Origin of the sequence: Nocardiopsis sp. NPDC007018 (assembly GCF_040635075.1) — a bacterium.
GTDB lineage: Bacteria > Actinomycetota > Actinomycetes > Streptosporangiales > Streptosporangiaceae > Nocardiopsis.
Genome location: NZ_JBEYHA010000056.1, coordinates 1 through 16,630, shown reverse-complemented (window position 1 = coordinate 16,630; position 16,630 = coordinate 1). Strand labels below are relative to the sequence as shown.

Genomic DNA, 16,630 nt, shown 5'->3' with positions numbered 1-16,630 from the left:
CACCCCCGAAGGCCCGCCACCACCGAACCGGAGGCCGTGAGTGAGCACGCAGCGACGGAACGAGGCACCCGTACCGCCGGTCCCCGCGCACTCCCCCGACGACACCCCCCGACCCGCTCTCGACGCGGTGTGCGTGGGCGAGACGATGGCACTCCTGGTCCCGGAGGCGCCCGGTCACACCGCCCCGCGGTTCCACACCGAGATCGGCGGCGCGGAGTCGAACGTGGCGGTGCACCTCGCCCGCGCAGGCCGGCGGGTCGCCTGGCGCAGCGCCCTCGGCGACGACGTGTTCGGACACCACGTCCGCGAACGCCTCACCGACACCGGCGTGCGCTGCCTGGTCCGCGAGGACACCGAGCGCTCCACCGGGCTGTACATGAAGGAACCCTCCTCCGGAGGCACCCGGGTGCGCTACTGGCGCCGCGGCTCGGCCGCCTCCGCCCTGCACCCGGGGGACGCCGCCGAGGTCTGGCGCTGGCGCCCCCGTCTGGTGCACACCACCGGCATCACCGCCGCCCTCTCCGATACGGCGCGAGGTCTGGTCGGGGAGCTGTTCGAGCGCACTCCCCCGGGCACACTGCGCTGCTTCGACGTGAACTACCGTCCCGCGCTGCACGGGCCCGCCAACGCCGGGCTCCTGCTCGACCTGGCCCGCGGCGCCGACGTCGTGTTCTGCGGTCTCGACGAGGCGCGGGCGCTGTGGGGCGTGCGGACCCTGCCCGACCTGGTGGCGCACCTGACCGGCCGCGCCCCCTCCCCCGGCCTCCTCGTGGTCAAGCAGGGCGCCGAGGGAGCCACCGCCGTGCGCGACGGGCACAGCTGGTTCGAACCCGCACCCCCGGTGGAGGTGGTCGAACCCGTCGGAGCCGGGGACGCCTTCGCCGCCGGGTTCCTGCACCGCCTGCTGGACGACGCGCCCCTGCCCGACTGTCTCTCCGAAGGCGCCAGACTGGCCGGGGTGGTGCTCGGGCTCCCCGGGGACATCCCGCCCCGGCCGGAGGAGTCCGCCGCCGCCCGGTGAGGGGCCGAAAGCGCGGCCCGGAACCACCTCCGCACACACCAGGGGCCGCCCCGGCCCCTGCCGACCAAGGGGAGATCCACCGGTGTCCAACAGTGTCGAACGCGCCCTGCGCGTCCTCGTGGAGCTGGCCGAGGGCCCCGTCACCAACAGTGAGCTCGGCCGCCGCCTCGACGTGCACCGCGCCACCACCCTGCGTCTGCTGCGCACCCTGGAGGAGGAGCGTTTCGTGCGCCGCGAAGAGGACGGCGCGTACCGGCTGGGCCCCCGGCTGGCCGCCCTCGCCGCCGCCGCCTTGGAGGGGCTGGACGTCCGGGCGAGCGCCGCGCGCCACCTGGCCGCGCTGGGCGACGCCTGCGGGCAGACCGTCCATCTGGGCGTGCTGGAAGGTGACAGGGTGATGTACCTGGACAAGGTGGAGTCGCGGCAGGCCGTGCGCATGTACTCCCACATCGGGGCGCTGGCCCCGCTGCACGCCACCGGGATCGGCAAGGTGCTCCTCGCGTCGATGTCCGCCGCGGAGCGGGACGCGCTGCTCGGACCGGACCCCTACCCCCGGTTCACCCCGAACACGCTCACCGACCGCGCGTCCCTGGACGAGGTGCTCGACCGCACCGCGCGCCAGGGGTGGGCCCTGGACGACTTCGAGCACGAGGAGTTCATCCACTGCGTGGCCGCGCCCGTGTACGACGCGGCCGGGCGCGTGGCCGCCGCGATCTCCGTCTCCGCGCCGAGCATGGTCCTGGACCGGCCCGGGCTGCTCGCGATGACCGAGGACCTCACCACCACCGCGTACGCCGTCAGCGAGGAGCTGGGATGGAGCCGACGATGAGCACCACGTGTACCGACGACACCGCCGGGCGGTCCGGCGGGGTCCCCTCGGGACCGGTCCCGACCTGGGCCGACTTCTTCGACCGCGGCCTGGCCGCCGTCCCCCTCGTCCTCATCCTTCGGGGCCTGGCCCCCGACGAGGCGGTGGCCGCCGCCCGGACCGCCTGGGCGGCCGGAGTAGGCCTGGTGGAGGTCACCCAGGAGTCGGCGGCCGGACCCCCCGCCCTGGAGGCCGTCGTCCGGGCCGCCGGGGGACGTCTGCCCGTGGGAGCCGGGACGGTGACCACCCCGGAGCGGCTGCGCCGCGCGGTGGACGCCGGAGCACGGTTCGGCGTGGCCCCCGGGCTCGACCCGGACACCGTCGCCGAGGCCGACCGCCTCGGCGTACCGTTCCTGCCCGGGGTGTCCACGCCCACCGAGGTCGGGCAGGCGTTGCGGATGGGCCTCACCCGGGTGAAGGCGTTCCCCGCGAGCGCGCTGGGACCGTCCTGGGTGTCCGCCGTCGCCGGGCCGTTCCCCGAGGTACGGGTGGTGGCCACGGGCGGGGTCACCGCCGCGAACGCCGCCGCGTTTCTGCGCGCGGGCGCGGTCGGCCTGGGCGTGGGCCGCTCCGCGACCGAGGGCGGCGGGCTGTCCGCGCTGGTCCGGGCGCTCTGAGCGCCGCACACGGAGGGACCCCCGCGTCGGACGTCCCGCGTCGGGCATCATGTGACCCATGGCTCCTCCCCCCGAAGCCCGTAACCGCGCCGACGGACCCGTGTACGGACACCTGGTCCAGGCCCGCGACATCCACGGCGGCGTGACCGTGCACACGGCCCCGGCTGCCGGTCCGGTACCCGACGTCTCCCTCGATCCACCGCGTCCCGCCACGGCCACGCGCGGACGCGACGACCTGCTGACGACGCTGCGCCGGGCCATGCGTGACGGCGAACCGGTGCCGCACGTGCTCACCGGGCCCGGCGGGTTCGGCAAGACCACCATCGCGGCCGCCCTCGCCGAGCACGCCCGAGCGGAGGGCTGGACGGTGTTCTGGGTGCGCCCCGACACGATCCTGCCGAGCATGCTGGAGGTCGCCGTCGAACTGGGCGGCGCCCGGGAGGAGGCCGACAGCTTCCGGGCGGCACCTCGCCAGGCCGCCCGCTGGGTCTGGCGGCACCTGGACTCCGCCCCCCGGCCCTGGCTGCTGGTGATCGACAACGCCGACCGGCCCGAGCTGCTGGACCCGGAGAACCGGCCCGGAGAGCAGCGCGGCTGGTTGCGCTCCAGCCCGGGCGGGTTCGTCCTGGTCACCAGCCGTGTCGACGACCCCGCGCTGTGGGCGCCCGCGACCGTGCACCACGTGGACTCCCTTGGGGACGCGGACGCGGCGACGGCCCTCACCGACCACGCGGGCGGGCAGCGGTCACCGGGCGCCGAACGACTCGCCGCGCGGCTGGGCGGCGTCCCCCTGGCCCTGGCACTCGCCGGTCGCATCCTGGCCACCCACGGTGTCCTCTTCCCCGACGCGGACGCGCTGCTGGGCCACCTCGACCAGGACCTCACCCGACTCGACGCGCTCTCCGCCCCGGCGGCGGCCGGTGAGGACGACGAGCGCCGCCTGCTCTCCGGGGTGTGGGAGCTGTCCCTGCGCGTGGTGGGCGAGCGGAACCCGCAGGCGATCCCCCTGCTGCGGGTCCTGGCGGTCCTCGGAGCCGACTCCAATGCCGTCCCCCTGCGCAGGCTCCCGCTGAGCGAGCTGGCCGAGGGTCCCATGGCCTCCCTCGACGAGGCGGGGTTGGCCCGGGCGATCAACGCTCTGGTCGTGCACGGGTTGGTCACCACCTCCCGTCAGGTCACGGGCACGGTCTCCCTGCGGCTGCACCCGCTGGTGTCCGAGACCCTACGGGCGCACCTGGGGCCCGACTCCGAGCCCCTGCTGGAGACGGCACGGCGGCTCCTGGAGTGGCGGGCCGACCACGATCTCGCCCTGGAGATGGGGGCGTACTCGGCCCTGCACGTCGTTCTGCTGCGGCTCCACGGCCACGCCCACCCGGACACCGTTCGGGCGCACATCCGGTTCCACCGGGCCGTCATGCTCCTCGGGTTCGAGGAGAGGGCGGAGCTGGGCCTGCGGGACATCGTCGACCGGAGTCGCGCCGACCTGGGTGATGAGCACGTGGAGACCCTGCGCGCACGGCACGCGCTGGCCGACGCCCTACGCGCCCGCGACCGGATCGAGGAGGCGGAGGACATCTACCTCGCCGTGTTCGACGCGCGCGAACGGGTGCTGGGCCCGCTGCACCCGGACACGCTGAGCACCCGCCACCAGGTCACCCTCATGGCCGCGCTCCGTGGCGACCTGGACACTGCGGAGGAGGGGTTCCGGGCGCTCTGGCGGACGTACGCGGACCATTCCCAGGAGGACGACCAGGTCGCGCTGAGCACGCTGGAGAACCTCTCCTTCGTCCTCCTGTACCGAGGTGACCACGACGGCGCGGAGGAGGGGTTCCGCAGGGTCGCGCGGTTCCGCGCCACGGCTCTCGGGGAGATGCACCCGACCACGATCGACGCCCACTTCGGCCTGGCCAGGGTCGCCTTCGAGCGGGGAGACCACCGGGCCGCGGCCGAGGCGTTCGGCCGGGTCGTGGAGTGGCGTGAGGAGGCCCTCGGCGGAGACCACGCCCTGACGGACCAGGCGCGGGAGTGGCGGGAGAGGGCGATCCGGTCCCTCGGGAGCGGCTGACCCGTCAGCGACAGGACGCGACGGCGGCGACCAGCGCCGACCACTCCCGGGCCCCCAGCCCCACTACGGCGGCGTCACGGTTCCCGGTGTCCCGGACCAGCACCGAGCCGTGCTCCCGGAGCGCCACCTCGACGCAGTGCGCGTTCTCCATACTGCTGTGGCTGCTCTTGATCCACTCCTCCGGGCCGGTTCCCCGGTACCCGACCTCCACGCAGTGGCTCGCCATGTTGCTGTGACTGCTCTTGAACCATCGGAGGGACTCGTCCATACAACAGATGGTGCCACCGCGGGGCCCGGAATCACAGGCCCATCGACCCGTTCACCCCGCCACGGGCACGGCGGCGGGGGCGTTCTCGATGTCGCCGGTCTCGCCCTCCTGACACGCCTTCTTGCCCACGGTGAACACGTAGACGAAGAACAGCACCTCGGCCACCACGCCGATGCCGATGGCCGCCCAGGTGTTGGTGACCCACCCGGTGACCAGGCCCTCGATCAGGCCCGAGACGAACAGCACCACCGCCAGACCCAGGACCACCGCGATGGCCGCCCGGGCCTCCTCGCCGAGGGCCCGCAGACGGGTCCGCTCCCCCGGGGCAACGAGCGTCCACCCGAGCTTGAGGCCCACTCCCCCGGCCACGAACACGGCGGTCATCTCCAGCAGGCCGTGCGGGAGGATCAGCGCGAAGAAGACGTCGCCCCGCCCCATCGCGAACATCATCCCCCCGGCCATGCCCAGGTTGAGGGCGTTGACGAACAGCACGGCGAGGGTGGGCAGGCCGAAGGCGACCCCGTAGATGATCGCCTGCGCTGCCACCCAGGCGTTGTTGGTCCACACCTGGGCGGCGAAGGAACCGGCCGGATTCTCCACGTAGTAGTTCGCGAAGTCGTACTCGACGTACCGGGCGATGGACTCCGGTGTGCCCAGCGCGGCGAGCACCGTCGGGTCGTTGGCGACCCACGCACCGGCCGCGGTGGCCACGGCGAGGGTCCCGGCGGTCACGCCGATCCACCACCAGCGCAGCCGGTAGAGCACGGCCGGGAACACCCGGGTGAAGAATCCGGCGACGTCCGTCCAGGTGGAGGCGTGCGAGCCGGTGACCGCCGACCGGGCGCGGGCCACCTGGGAGGTGAGCCGCCCGGCCAGCTCGGGGTCCTGGCCCGAGGAGCGCACCACCGACAGGTGGGTCGACACCCTCTGGTAGAGGTCGACGAGCTCGTCGACCTCCTCGCCCGTGAGCGAACGGCGCCGACGCACCAGGGCGTCGAGCCGCTCCCACTCGCGGGCGTGCGCGGCGGCGAAAACGTCGATATCCACGTAAGGGACACTACTGGATACGGTCCCGGCCGCCGCGACGGGTGCGAACGCCGCCACGCGCGGGCGGGTAGTGTCAAGGGGACGGTTTCAGACACCCGGTAAGGGAGCGTGCGCTGGTGTCCTATCCCGGTGGTGGCGAGACCCGTGACGACGTGTACGGCGCGACGCCGCTGGTCACGGGTGACGCGGTCGTGCTCGAACTGCGCCCCGCCGGGTTCGCCACGCGCGCCGCCGCCTACGCGATCGACTTCCTGCTCCAGGTCATCGCCCTGATCTCCCTGGGTGTGGTGGCGTCCTGGATCGGGGTCACCGTCGACTTCGCCGCGACCAGCGCGATCTACCTGGGCGCCTCGATCCTCATCATGGTCGGCTACCCGACCGCGTTCGAGTCGATCTCGCGCGGGCGCTCCCTGGGAAAGATGGCGCTGGGGCTGCGGGTCGTGGGTACCGACGGCTCCCCCGAACGCTTCCGGCAGGCGCTGGGCCGCGCCCTCTCGGGGTTCGTGGAGCTGTGGCTGACCTTCGGCATCGTCGCCCTCGTCACCTCGATGATCAACCGGGACGGCCGCCGGGTCGGTGACTTCGTGGCCGGGACGATGGTGGTCGAGGAGCGCTCCGGCCGCCGCCGCGACACCGCCGTCCCGATGCCCCCGCACCTGGCCGGGTGGGCGGCGACGATCGAGTTGTCCCGTCTTTCCCCGGAGACCGCCAACGCCGCCCGTCAGTACGTGCTGCGCTACAGCGAGCTGGCCGAGCACACCCGGCACGAGATGGGCACCCGGCTCGCGGACGCGGTGGCCGCGCAGGTCAGCCCGCTGCCGCCGCCCGGTACCACCCCGCCGTACTACCTCGCGGCCGTGCTGGCCGAGCGTCGCCGCCGGAGCCTGGAGGCCATGAACCACGGCCGACCGGGCGGGTTTCAGGGGCGCCAGGAGTTCAGGTAGGCCCGTTGGTCCGCGGTGAGGGCGTCGATCCCCACCCCCAGTGCGGCTCTGCACGACCTTCTCGCAATGCACCCACGGACACCGGCATGTCACGCTATGTTCGCCACATGCCCCTCAAGGTCCGCGAGATCGTCAAACTCATCGAAGCCGACGGCTGGGTACTCCACCGGACCCGTGGTAGCCACCACCACTACGTCCATCCCGAGAAGCCGGGGGTCGTGACCGTACCGGGAAAGCCGAGTCGGGACTTGCCGGTGGGAACCGAGCGCAGCATCCTGAAGCAGGCGGGAATCACATGGAGGTAGCGATGAGCACGTTCGCGGTCATCATCGAGCGAGCCGAGGACGGCGGCTACGGAGCCTGGTCCCCCGACCTTCCCGGCTGCGTCGCGCTGGGCGACACGGAGGAGGAGACACTCCTGGAGATGCGCGGAGCGATCCAGGGCCATCTGGAGATTCTCCGGGAACGCGGCGAACCCGTACCCGAATCGTCGACCGTCGCGGCCACCACGTTCACCGCGGCCTGAACCGGCGCGGCGGGTTTCAGGGGCGCCAGGAGTTCAGGTAGGCCCGTTGGTCCGGGGTGAGGGCGTCGATCCCCACCCCCAGTGCCGCGAGTTCGAGACGGGCCACCTCGTTGTCGGTCTCCTCCGGCACCTCCACCACACCGGGGCGGAGGGAGCCGTGCTCCCGGGCCAGCCACTCGGTGGTGAGCGCCTGCACGGCGAACGACATGTCCATGACGGCGGCCGGGTGGCCCTCCGCGGCGCCCAGGTTGACCAGGCGCCCCTCGGACAGCAGGAGCAGCCTGCGGCCGTCCGCGAACTCGTACTCGTCCGCCTGCTCGCGCACGCCCCGGTCCACCGACACCGTCAGCGACTCCAGCGCGTGCAGGTCGATCTCCAGGTCGAAGTGGCCCGAGTTGGCCAGGATCGCGCCGTCGCGCATCACCGCGAGGTGCTCGCGGCGGATCACGTCCCGGTTCCCGGTGGCGGTGACGAACACGTCCCCGACCGCCGCCGCGGTCTCCATGGTGGCCACCGTGTACCCCTGCATCACAGCGTCCAGCGCCTTGACCGGGTCCACCTCGGTGACGACCACGTTGGAACCCATGCCCCGGAAGCGCTCGGCCAGGCCCCGGCCGCAGTAGCCGAACCCGGCCACGACCACGGTCCGGCCCGCCAGCAGGGTGTTGGTGGCGCGCAGGACCCCGTCCACGGTCGACTGGCCGGTGCCGTACCGGTTGTCGAACATCCGCTTGGTACGGGTGTCGTTGACCGCGACCATCGGCAGCCGGAGCTCGCCCTCCGCGCTCATCCGCCGCAGCCGGATCACCCCGGTGGTGGTCTGCTCGCACCCGCCCAACACCCCGTCGAGGAGCTCGGGACGCGTGTGCGCGGTGTTCACCAGGTCGCAGCCGTCGTCCAGCAGCAGGTGCGGCCGGGACTCCAGGACGGTGACCAGGTTGCGGTCGTAGGCGGCGGTGTCCATGCCCGCCCAGGCGTGCACGGCCACCCCGTACTCGGCCACCAGGGCGGCGGCGGTGTCGTCCTGTGTGGAGAGCGGGTTGGAGGCGGCCAGCCACACTTGGGCCCCGCCCGCGCGCAGCACGCGGAGCAGGTTGGCGGTCTCGGCGGTCACGTGCAGGCACGCGGCCACCCGCAGGCCGTCGAGGGGCCGCTCCTCGGCGAACCGGGCGCGGACGCTGCGCAGGACCGGCATGGAGCGTTCGGCCCACGCCACACGGCGGACCCCGGCCTTCGCGAGGCCGAGGTCCGCCACCTCGTGTGAGGGAGGAGTCATCTGGGAGGGGGCTCGTCCTAGTAGCGGTAGTGGTCGGGCTTGAACGGCCCGGCCACGTCCACGCCGATGTAGGCGGCCTGCTCCTTGGTGAGCTCGGTCAGCTTGACGCCGAGCGCGTCCAGGTGCAGACGGGCGACCTTCTCGTCGAGGATCTTCGGCAGCGTGTACACGTCGGTCGGGTACTCGTCGGGCTTGGTGAAGAGCTCGATCTGGGCGATGACCTGGTTGGTGAAGCTGTTGGACATCACGAAGCTGGGGTGGCCGGTGGCGTTGCCCAGGTTCAGCAGACGGCCCTCGGAGAGCACCAGGACGGACTTGCCGTTCTCCTGGGTCCACTCGTGGACCTGCGGCTTGATCTCCTTCTTGGTGATCCCGGGGACCTTCGCCAGCCCGGCCATGTCGATCTCGTTGTCAAAGTGGCCGACGTTGCCGACGATCGCCTGGTGCTTCATGCGCAGGATCTGGTCGGCCATGATCACGTTGAAGTTGCCGGTGGTGGTGACGAAGATGTCACCGACCTCCAGCACGTCCTCCAGCGTGGTGACCTGGAACCCGTCCATGGCGGCCTGGAGGGCGTTGATGGGGTCGATCTCGGTGACGATCACGCGGGCGCCCTGGCCGCGCAGCGCCTCGGCCGAACCCTTGCCGACGTCGCCGTATCCGCAGACCACGGCGACCTTGCCGCCGATGAGGACGTCGGTGGCGCGCATGATGCCGTCCGGCAGCGAGTGGCGAATGCCGTACTTGTTGTCGAACTTGCTCTTGGTGACGGAGTCGTTGACGTTGATCGCGGGGAACGACAGGCTGCCGTCACGCTGCATCTCGTAGAGGCGGAGCACACCGGTGGTGGTCTCCTCGGTGACGCCCTTGATGCCCTGGGCGATGGTGGTCCACTTGGCGGAGTCCTTCTTGAGGCTCTCCTGGAGGAGGGTGAGGACGACCTCGAACTCCTCGCTGTCGGCCGTGGAGGGGTCCGGGACGGCACCGGCCTTCTCGAACTCGGCGCCCTTGTGGACGAGCATGGTGGCGTCGCCGCCGTCGTCGAGGATCATGTTGGGGCCCTCGCCGGGCCAGGTGAGGGCCTGCTCGGTGCACCACCAGTACTCCTCCAGGGTCTCGCCCTTCCAGGCGAAGACCGGGACACCCTGGGGGTCCTCGACGGTGCCGTTCGGACCGACCACCACGGCGGCCGCGGCGTGGTCCTGGGTGGAGAAGATGTTGCAGGAGACCCAGCGGACCTCGGCGCCCAGGGCGACGAGCGTCTCGATGAGGACGGCGGTCTGCACGGTCATGTGCAGCGAGCCCATGATGCGGGCACCCGCGAGGGGCTTGCTGTCACCGAACTCGGCGCGGGTGGCCATGAGGCCGGGCATCTCGTGCTCGGCGAGACGGATCTCGTCGCGGCCGAACTCGGCCAGGGAGAGATCGGCGACCTTGAAGTCGAAAGCCATGCGTTCCTCACTCGTCAAGTCATGGTTGCCACCCGATTCTAGGCCCGCGTCCACCGTCCGCACACAAAGCTCACACAGAAGTGTCAGATTCGCTCGATGCGGCGGCGATGGTGGGTTACAGTCACGTGCATGGCCGCCCTCGACGACGACCCCACCGCGCCCGGACCTCCCCGTTCGCCGGTCCCCATCTCGGCGGCCGCCGAGCGGGTCGGCAGCACGGCCCGCATGCTGCGCTACCGCGAGGGCCTCGGGCTGCTTCCCCGTACCCAGGAACAGCCCACGGGTCGCGGCCACCGGCACCGCCGGTTCACCGAGGAGGACCTGCGCACGATCGCGGGCGGGCTGGAGCTGGAGCGCGAGTTCGACATCCCACCCGCCGCGCTGGCCTTCGCCCTGCGGGTCCTGGCCGAGCCCGAGGTCCTCGCACGGGTGCGCGCGCACGGCGAACGCCTGGGCAGGCTGGCGGCCGCCCCCACCCGCGCCCTGGACTTCGAGAAGGAGAAGGCCATGCGCCTCCTGCTCGCCCGCCGTCCGACCGGCGCCGGCGGCCCGGTCGGCACGGACACGGGGACGCGCGGCGCACACTCCGGTTGACACAGGGTCACGGCCGCCTCCGGTCACCGGCACCTTCCCTTCGGCATGTTTTGGCAAAGAGTCCACGGGCTACGGATGAGACCGTGGACAGCCAACGAGGTGACGCGCCCTGGGACTCCCTCCCCGAGCACGTGCGCCAGGAACTCAGGGACGTCGACCTCCTCCGGGAGGTCTGGGCCAAGCGGCGCCAGGACCGCACGCGCGAGCGGCACCGGGCGGCGCGGCGGGAGCTGACGCGCGACCGCGTCCGGGAGTGGGGCGGCGGGGCCGACCTCACCGAGCTGCTGCTGAACGGGGACTCGGTCTCCGGTGAGCCGCTGACCGGACCGCACGTCGCGGCGCTCGCCGGGCGGGTCGCCGAACTCCCAGCCCTGAGCGGGGGTCCGAAGGACCCGTGGACGGCCTCCGGGCCCCTGCGGGCCGTGCTGTCCACCGAGCACACGGTCCGGCTGGCCGAGGCGGCCGCGGCGCCCGCCCACCCGGTGGTGCGGGCCGCCCACGCCTACGCCGAGTGCGTGCGCGTGGCCGCCGAGGTCTCCGGCGGGGAGCCGCTCCGAGGCGGGGCCGACTGGGTGCTGCCGTGGGTGCTCGCCTCCCGCGTCCTCCAGCGGGCCGACCTGCCCCCGTTGCTCCTGGACCCGTCGTCACCGCCGCCGGCCCCGGGGGACAAACGCGTTCCCGACGGAGGGCTGGCCCCGGTCGTCTCGCACCTGGCGGGCCTGGTCACCAGCGCCCTGCGTGACGAACTCGCCTGGCACACCGGTTCCGGGGCTCCCGCCGACGGCCCCGTCCCCCCGCTGAACGCCGTGACGCGGCGTCGCGTCCTCGACCACGTCCGCTCCCGGCGCGGCTCGGTCGCGCTCCTCCTGGGCGCCCTGGACCCCGCCGCGACCGCCACGGTGACCTCGGGGGACGGTGACCGGGTGGAGGGCCCGACGCACTGGTGGAGCTGTCTGGAACTGGCCGCGGACGGGGCGGCGCTGGCCCTGTACGTGGTGGTGCGGGACGTGGGCAGCCCGCCCTCGGGCGTGCTGGCGGTGACCGCGAACGCCCGCCTGACCACCTCGGAGGGGGTGCGTCAGGTGTGGGAGATCAACCGAGGCGACAGCGTCACCGTGCTACCCACCGACTGCGTGGACGACCGCTGGCCGCAGGTACGGGACCTCGTCGACGAGGCGGTGTCGCGCTCCGTGGACACGCTCACCCGTGTGTGAGGGGAGGGAGTACCGGGCGGAGCAAGGTGGGCGGGGCCGGGAGCGGTTCAGTTCTGTAGGCCCAGGAGCACCAGGATCAGCAGCAGGATGATGATGGTGACCAGTACCGCCGGGATCACCCAGCCCTGCTGGAGGAGGGAGTCGGGCTGGCTCGGCTGCCGCTGCGGCGCGTAGGTCTGGTTCGGGTTGACCGCCCCGGTCATCATGGGGTTGGCGTTCTGGTGCGCCGCGTGCTGCTGGTGGTGCGGAGCGGGCATGCCCGGGCGGGGGTTCGACAGTCCCGGGTGCGCGCCGAAACCGCCGTGCCGTGGGTCGGAGCTCATCGGGTGGCCCATCTGCCCGGGGCGGGGGTTGGAGGTCCCCGGGTGTGCGCCGAAGGAGCCCGGGTTGGACACGCCCGGCGGGTAGCCCATGCCCGGCTGTCCGCCGGTGTGCGGGTACTGCGGGTGCACGGGCGGCAGTTGGTTGCCGTTGAGGAGACCGGTCTGGGCCACCCGCTCGCCCTGCTTGAGCGCGTCCTCGGCGCCGCTGGCGGGGGCCGGGCCGTCGTGGCCGAGCAGCCGCATGAGCAGTGTCTGCGCGTTCGGTCGGCGGTGGGGGTCCTTGTCCAGGCACGACTCCACGATCGGCCGCAGCGCCTCGTCCACGCCGTCCAGGTCCGGCGGGGCGCTCACCACGCGGTGCACCACCGCGGGGACGGTGTCCGAGCCGAACGGGGCGCGCCCGGTCGAGGCGAACGCGATCACGCAGCCCCAGGCGAAGATGTCGCACTTGTCGGTGATGCCGCGGCCCTCGATCTGCTCCGGCGCCATGTAGGAGGGCGTGCCGACGATCGAGTTGGTCATGGTGGCGGTGCCGTCGTCGACCCGGGCGATCCCGAAGTCGATCACGCGCGGGCCGTCCGGCCCCAGCAGCACGTTGCCGGGCTTGAAGTCGCGGTGGACGATCCCCGCCTTGTGGATGGCCACCAGTGCGGTGGCGGTCGAGACCGCCAGGCGCTGGAGCGCGGCGCCACGGACCGTCTTGTCCCTGGTCACCGTCTCCTGGAGGTCCTTGCCCGGGACGAACTCGCTGACCACGTACGGAGGGTCGTCGTCGAGCTGGGCGTCGATGATCGCCGCCGTGCAGAAGGACGCGACCCGCTGGGCGGCCCGGACCTCCTTCTCGAACCGCTTGCGCAGGTCGGCGTCGGCGGACCACTGGTCGTTGAGGACCTTGACCGCGTACTGGTCGCCGTCGGCGTCCTCGGCGAGGTAGACGATCCCCTGCCCGCCCTTGCCGAGCCGTCCGGTCACGCTGTAGTCGCCGAACGCGGAGGGGTCGCTCGGCAGTAGCGATTCGGGACCGGGCATCGATGTCCTCCTGGGAGGTGGCTGGAGCGGGGGCGCACTTCAGAGTACGGGTACGGGGCGCCGGGTGGGGCCGCGCTCAGGCGCGTCCCTCACAGGTGTCCCTGACCCGTCGTACCGGATATGACTACCGGAACGCCCGGTTCGTTCCGTCCCCGCTCCACCTTTTCCGCCCGCTCAGGAGAGGGTGCGCGCCTCGTCGACCAGCAGGACCGGGATGCCGTCCCGGATGGGGTAGGCCAGACCGCTTTCGTCGCAGACCAGCTCGTCGGTCTCCGGGTCGTGGCGCAGCGGCGCCTGGCTCTGCGGGCAGGCCAGGATCTCCAGCAGCCAGCCGTCGATCTTCGTGCTCATGGTTCTCGTTCCTCGTGTGATGGCCGTGTGGGGTGCGGACCCTGGTCAGCCGCGGACGAGGTGCAGGACCTCGTCGCGCAGGCGCGCCACGGCGGTGTCGTCCGGGGCCTCGACGTTGAGCCGCAGCAGCGGCTCGGTGTTGGAGGCGCGCAGGTTGAACCACGCCCCGTCCGGCAGGGTGACGCTGAGGCCGTCGAGCTCGTCGACGGTCACCCCGTCCCTGTCCCCGAAGGCCGCGCGCACCGCGGCCATACGGCCCGCGGCGTCGGCGACCTCGGAGTTGACCTCTCCGGAGGCCGCGTACCGGGAGTACTCCTCCGTGATCCGCGAGAGCGGGCGTTGGTCCGCTCCCAGGACACGGAGGACGTGCATGGCCGCGAGCATACCCGTGTCGGCCTTCCAGAAGTCCCGGAAGTAGTAGTGGGCGGAGTGCTCGCCGCCGAAGACCGCTCCGGTCTCGGCCATGGTCGCCTTGATGAAGGAGTGGCCGACGCGGGTGCGGACGGGCTTGCCTCCGCGTTCGGTGACGATCTCGGGCACCGCCGCCGAAGTGATGAGGTTGTGGATGATGGTGCCACCGGGCTCGCGCTTGAGCTCCTCGGAGGCGACCAGCGCGGTGACGGCGGACGGCGGGACGGGTTCGCCGCGTTCGTCGACCACGAAACAGCGGTCGGCGTCGCCGTCGAAGGCCAGGCCGAGGTCGGCACCGGTCTCCCGGACCTTCGCCTGGAGGTCGACGAGGTTGTCGGGGTCCAGGGGGTTGGCCGGGTGGTTGGGGAAGGTGCCGTCCAGTTCGAAGTACAGGGGGACGACGTCCAGGGGCAGCCCCTGTTCGAGGACGGCGGGGACGGTGAGGCCGCCCATGCCGTTGCCCGCGTCCACCACGACCCTGAGCGGGCGCGACCCGGAGAGGTCGACGAGCTGGCGGAGGTAGTCGGCGTAGCCGGGGAGCAGGTCGCGCTCGGTCACGGTGCCCGCGGGTCCCTGGTGGGAGCCGGGGTCCTCGGAGCCGGACAGGAACGCCTCGGCGAGCGCGCGGACGTCGTCCAGGCCGCTCTCGGCGCTGATCGGCGCGGCCCCGGCGCGGCACATCTTGATGCCGTTGTACTCGGCCGGGTTGTGGCTGGCGGTGAACATGGCGCCGGGCAGGTCGAGGGAGCCGGACCCGTAGTACAGGAGGTCGGTGGAGCCGAGTCCGGCGAAGACCACGTCCACCCCCTGGGAGGTGACGCCGTCAGCGAAGGCCCGGGCCAGCTCGGGGGAGGAGGGCCGCATGTCGTGCGCGACCACGACGGCGGGTCCGCCGACGACGCGGGCGAACGAGGCGCCGACCGCGCGGGCGATGTCGGCGTTGAAGGTGTCCGGGATCACACCGCGTACGTCGTATGCCTTGAAGATGCTTCCGAGGTCAGCCACGTCTGCTCCGGCCAGGTCGATCCTGCGACGAATTCGGTCCAGCGCCCCGTTGGTCGAGCGCCGTACAAAACTAGCAAGAGCGGCCCGGGTCAGCCGTTCGGGTGGTGCGGCGGGCGTTGCTCGCCCCGATCGGACTTGACGACGCGCAGGTGGCCGCGGCGCAGCGTCTCGTGACCCTCCCCCACGGGTTCGCCGGGGGACGGCTCCGGGCGCGCGGGCGGCCGCGCCGCCTCACGTACGGCGTCGGCGAGGGCCTCCAGGTCGTCGCTGCCGGGACCTCCTCCCGACGTCTCGACCGGAAGCCGTACGACCTCCCACCCGCGCGGCGCGGTCAACCGTTCGGCGTGGATCGCGCACAGGTCGTAGCAGTGCGGTTCCACGTAGGCGGCGAGCGGGCCGAGGACGGCGGTGGAGTCGGCGTAGACGTACGTGAGCGTGAAGACGGCTGGCTGCCGGCACGCGGTGCGGGAACAGCGTCGAACATGGCTCACAGCGTTCGACTGTATGCCTTTACCGAGGGACACGCCAGCATCGTCCCATGACCCGCACAGTTTTCGGGCTTCCGTTCTTGACCCGGGAGGGTCGCGAAGGCCCCGGACGCCGTTCTTCCGGGCGTCCGGGACTACGCGCGGGGCGCGTCATGGCTTAGTCTCGAAGTGTGCGACGCGTGCGCCTTTCCAGTGGCCAACCAGACAGAGTGCGGCGCCGGGACCGCCGGGGCCGCGGTATCCGTGGTCCTCTCGTCCCCTCCGACCTGCCCGTCTCCCGCAGCCGGGCGCAGGCCTTCGACGACCTCGTCCTGGACGCGGTCGAGCGCCTGGAGCGCCTGTGGGCGCGTGAGCTGGCCAACGTCGACTTCCTCGTGGAGGACGTTCCCCCGGTGCCGCCCCACGGCGACCTCACCGAGGCGATCCCCTTCTCCCGTCTGGAGAGCGACCCGGCCGGCCGAGCCCGGATCATCGTCTACCGCCGCCCCGTGGAGATCCGGACCAAGGACCCCGAGGAGATGGCGCTCCTCGTCCACGAGACCGTCGTGGAGGAAGTGGCCAACCTCCTCGGGGTCGAACCCGAGTCCGTCGACCCGGAGAACTGACCGCCGGGCGCTCACTCCTCGCCGAGGGAGCGTTCCAGCGCGTCGAGGCAGCTCCGCCAGCCGGTCGCGGTACGCTCCGCCCACTCCCGCCCCGTGAAGGTGTGGGCCAGGGTCAGTCGTGCGCCGTCGACGGTGAGGCGCATCCCGTGTTCACCGGTCTGCTCGTCGAACTCCCTGAAGGCGAAGACGCGACGGGGCTCCACCTCGGTGACCTCGGCGGTCGTCTCCGTGCCCTCCTCGTCCCGCAGGAGGATGGCTCCCCCGGGCCACAGGTCCAGGCGCTCCACTGTCAGGGGATACCAGCGGTTGAGCCCCTCGGGTTCGGTGACCGCCCGCCACACCCGCTCCTGCGGCTGGCCCAGTTCGCGTTCGAGTGTCAGCGTCCACCGGTCTCCGCCCAGCGCGCGCAGTTCGGTCTCACCCATGTCTCCCCCGTCCGACGGCTCACTGGCCCCGTACCCGCCCCCGTCCCGGTTCAGTACGGCCGCGGCCGCCGGAAGACACCGGAGCCCGCCGGGGACCGCTCG

Annotated in this window: 19 protein-coding genes; 10 read left to right on the top strand and 9 right to left on the bottom strand. The window is 72.4% G+C overall.

The features are described 5' to 3' along the window. Positions 1 to 133: 133 nt before the first annotated feature. The 4 genes from ABZ635_RS23000 to ABZ635_RS22985 all read left to right on the top strand — a co-directional run bounded on the left by ABZ635_RS23000 (position 134) and on the right by ABZ635_RS22985 (position 4,571). Positions 134 to 1,021, top strand: a complete 888-nt coding sequence (locus ABZ635_RS23000; RefSeq protein WP_357768767.1) for a sugar kinase — start codon at positions 134 to 136, stop codon at positions 1,019 to 1,021. Positions 1,022 to 1,103: 82 nt separating this feature from the next. After that, positions 1,104 to 1,850, top strand: a complete 747-nt coding sequence (locus ABZ635_RS22995) for an IclR family transcriptional regulator (protein WP_357768745.1) — start codon at positions 1,104 to 1,106, stop codon at positions 1,848 to 1,850. Continuing rightward, a complete protein-coding gene (locus ABZ635_RS22990; RefSeq protein ID WP_357768743.1) occupies positions 1,847 to 2,506 on the top strand; it encodes a bifunctional 4-hydroxy-2-oxoglutarate aldolase/2-dehydro-3-deoxy-phosphogluconate aldolase in 660 nt (219 codons plus the stop codon). The genes ABZ635_RS22995 and ABZ635_RS22990 overlap by 4 nt, the downstream gene beginning before the upstream one ends. Before the next feature lie 58 nt (positions 2,507 to 2,564). Next, positions 2,565 to 4,571: a tetratricopeptide repeat protein gene (locus ABZ635_RS22985; protein WP_357768741.1), complete on the top strand. Its 2,007-nt coding sequence runs from the start codon at positions 2,565 to 2,567 to the stop codon at positions 4,569 to 4,571. 4 nt (positions 4,572 to 4,575) lie between these two features. On the opposite strand, the gene ABZ635_RS22980 is transcribed toward ABZ635_RS22985, so the two are convergent. Both ABZ635_RS22980 and ABZ635_RS22975 read right to left on the bottom strand, forming a co-directional pair. Further along, positions 4,576 to 4,839: a DUF397 domain-containing protein gene (locus ABZ635_RS22980; RefSeq protein ID WP_357768739.1), complete on the bottom strand. Its 264-nt coding sequence runs from the start codon at positions 4,837 to 4,839 to the stop codon at positions 4,576 to 4,578. A 51-nt stretch (positions 4,840 to 4,890) separates the two neighbouring features. Further along, on the bottom strand, positions 4,891 to 5,886 hold the full coding sequence (locus tag ABZ635_RS22975; RefSeq protein WP_357768737.1) for a stage II sporulation protein M: 996 nt from the start codon (positions 5,884 to 5,886) through the stop codon (positions 4,891 to 4,893). A 116-nt stretch (positions 5,887 to 6,002) separates the two neighbouring features. Between ABZ635_RS22975 and ABZ635_RS22970 the strand changes: the two genes are divergently transcribed. The 3 genes from ABZ635_RS22970 to ABZ635_RS22960 all read left to right on the top strand — a co-directional run bounded on the left by ABZ635_RS22970 (position 6,003) and on the right by ABZ635_RS22960 (position 7,356). Continuing rightward, entirely contained in the window at positions 6,003 to 6,830 is an 828-nt protein-coding gene (locus tag ABZ635_RS22970) for an RDD family protein (RefSeq protein WP_357768735.1), read from the top strand. Between the two features lie 107 nt (positions 6,831 to 6,937). Further along, the gene (locus ABZ635_RS22965) at positions 6,938 to 7,135 is read left to right on the top strand and encodes a type II toxin-antitoxin system HicA family toxin (protein WP_357768733.1); all 198 of its coding nucleotides are present in this window, start codon (positions 6,938 to 6,940) and stop codon (positions 7,133 to 7,135) included. A gap of 2 nt (positions 7,136 to 7,137) precedes the next feature. Next, positions 7,138 to 7,356, top strand: a complete 219-nt coding sequence (locus tag ABZ635_RS22960; protein ID WP_357768731.1) for a type II toxin-antitoxin system HicB family antitoxin — start codon at positions 7,138 to 7,140, stop codon at positions 7,354 to 7,356. A gap of 16 nt (positions 7,357 to 7,372) precedes the next feature. Here ABZ635_RS22960 and ahcY (ABZ635_RS22955) read toward each other — a convergent pair whose 3' ends face one another. Both ahcY (ABZ635_RS22955) and ahcY (ABZ635_RS22950) read right to left on the bottom strand, forming a co-directional pair. Continuing rightward, a complete protein-coding gene (ahcY, locus tag ABZ635_RS22955; protein ID WP_357768729.1) occupies positions 7,373 to 8,632 on the bottom strand; it encodes an adenosylhomocysteinase in 1,260 nt (419 codons plus the stop codon). Between the two features lie 17 nt (positions 8,633 to 8,649). Continuing rightward, positions 8,650 to 10,083, bottom strand: coding sequence for an adenosylhomocysteinase (ahcY, locus tag ABZ635_RS22950; RefSeq protein WP_357768727.1), 1,434 nt, complete (start codon positions 10,081 to 10,083; stop codon positions 8,650 to 8,652). 129 nt (positions 10,084 to 10,212) lie between these two features. On the opposite strand from ahcY (ABZ635_RS22950), the gene ABZ635_RS22945 reads away from it, so the two are divergent. Beyond that, positions 10,213 to 10,677 carry a MerR family transcriptional regulator gene (locus tag ABZ635_RS22945; protein WP_357768725.1) on the top strand — a complete coding sequence of 155 codons (465 nt, stop codon included), beginning with the start codon at positions 10,213 to 10,215 and terminating at the stop codon, positions 10,675 to 10,677. 83 nt (positions 10,678 to 10,760) lie between these two features. Further along, positions 10,761 to 11,891, top strand: coding sequence for a hypothetical protein (locus ABZ635_RS22940; protein ID WP_357768723.1), 1,131 nt, complete (start codon positions 10,761 to 10,763; stop codon positions 11,889 to 11,891). A gap of 47 nt (positions 11,892 to 11,938) precedes the next feature. Here ABZ635_RS22940 and ABZ635_RS22935 read toward each other — a convergent pair whose 3' ends face one another. From ABZ635_RS22935 to ABZ635_RS22920, 4 genes are all read right to left on the bottom strand, one after another. After that, positions 11,939 to 13,243 (bottom strand): protein kinase, encoded by a 1,305-nt coding sequence (locus ABZ635_RS22935; protein WP_357768721.1) that lies wholly within the window; start codon positions 13,241 to 13,243, stop codon positions 11,939 to 11,941. A gap of 174 nt (positions 13,244 to 13,417) precedes the next feature. Next, a complete protein-coding gene (locus ABZ635_RS22930; protein WP_357768719.1) occupies positions 13,418 to 13,594 on the bottom strand; it encodes a Trm112 family protein in 177 nt (58 codons plus the stop codon). 45 nt (positions 13,595 to 13,639) lie between these two features. Beyond that, on the bottom strand, positions 13,640 to 15,010 hold the full coding sequence (locus tag ABZ635_RS22925) for a phosphomannomutase/phosphoglucomutase (protein ID WP_357768717.1): 1,371 nt from the start codon (positions 15,008 to 15,010) through the stop codon (positions 13,640 to 13,642). Between the two features lie 89 nt (positions 15,011 to 15,099). Continuing rightward, positions 15,100 to 15,501 (bottom strand): DUF3499 domain-containing protein, encoded by a 402-nt coding sequence (locus tag ABZ635_RS22920; protein ID WP_357768715.1) that lies wholly within the window; start codon positions 15,499 to 15,501, stop codon positions 15,100 to 15,102. Between the two features lie 206 nt (positions 15,502 to 15,707). On the opposite strand from ABZ635_RS22920, the gene ABZ635_RS22915 reads away from it, so the two are divergent. Next, positions 15,708 to 16,103, top strand: coding sequence for a metallopeptidase family protein (locus tag ABZ635_RS22915; RefSeq protein ID WP_357768713.1), 396 nt, complete (start codon positions 15,708 to 15,710; stop codon positions 16,101 to 16,103). A gap of 11 nt (positions 16,104 to 16,114) precedes the next feature. Here ABZ635_RS22915 and ABZ635_RS22910 read toward each other — a convergent pair. Next, positions 16,115 to 16,630 (bottom strand): SRPBCC domain-containing protein (locus ABZ635_RS22910; protein ID WP_357768711.1); only part of this gene is annotated, 516 nt, incomplete at its 5' end.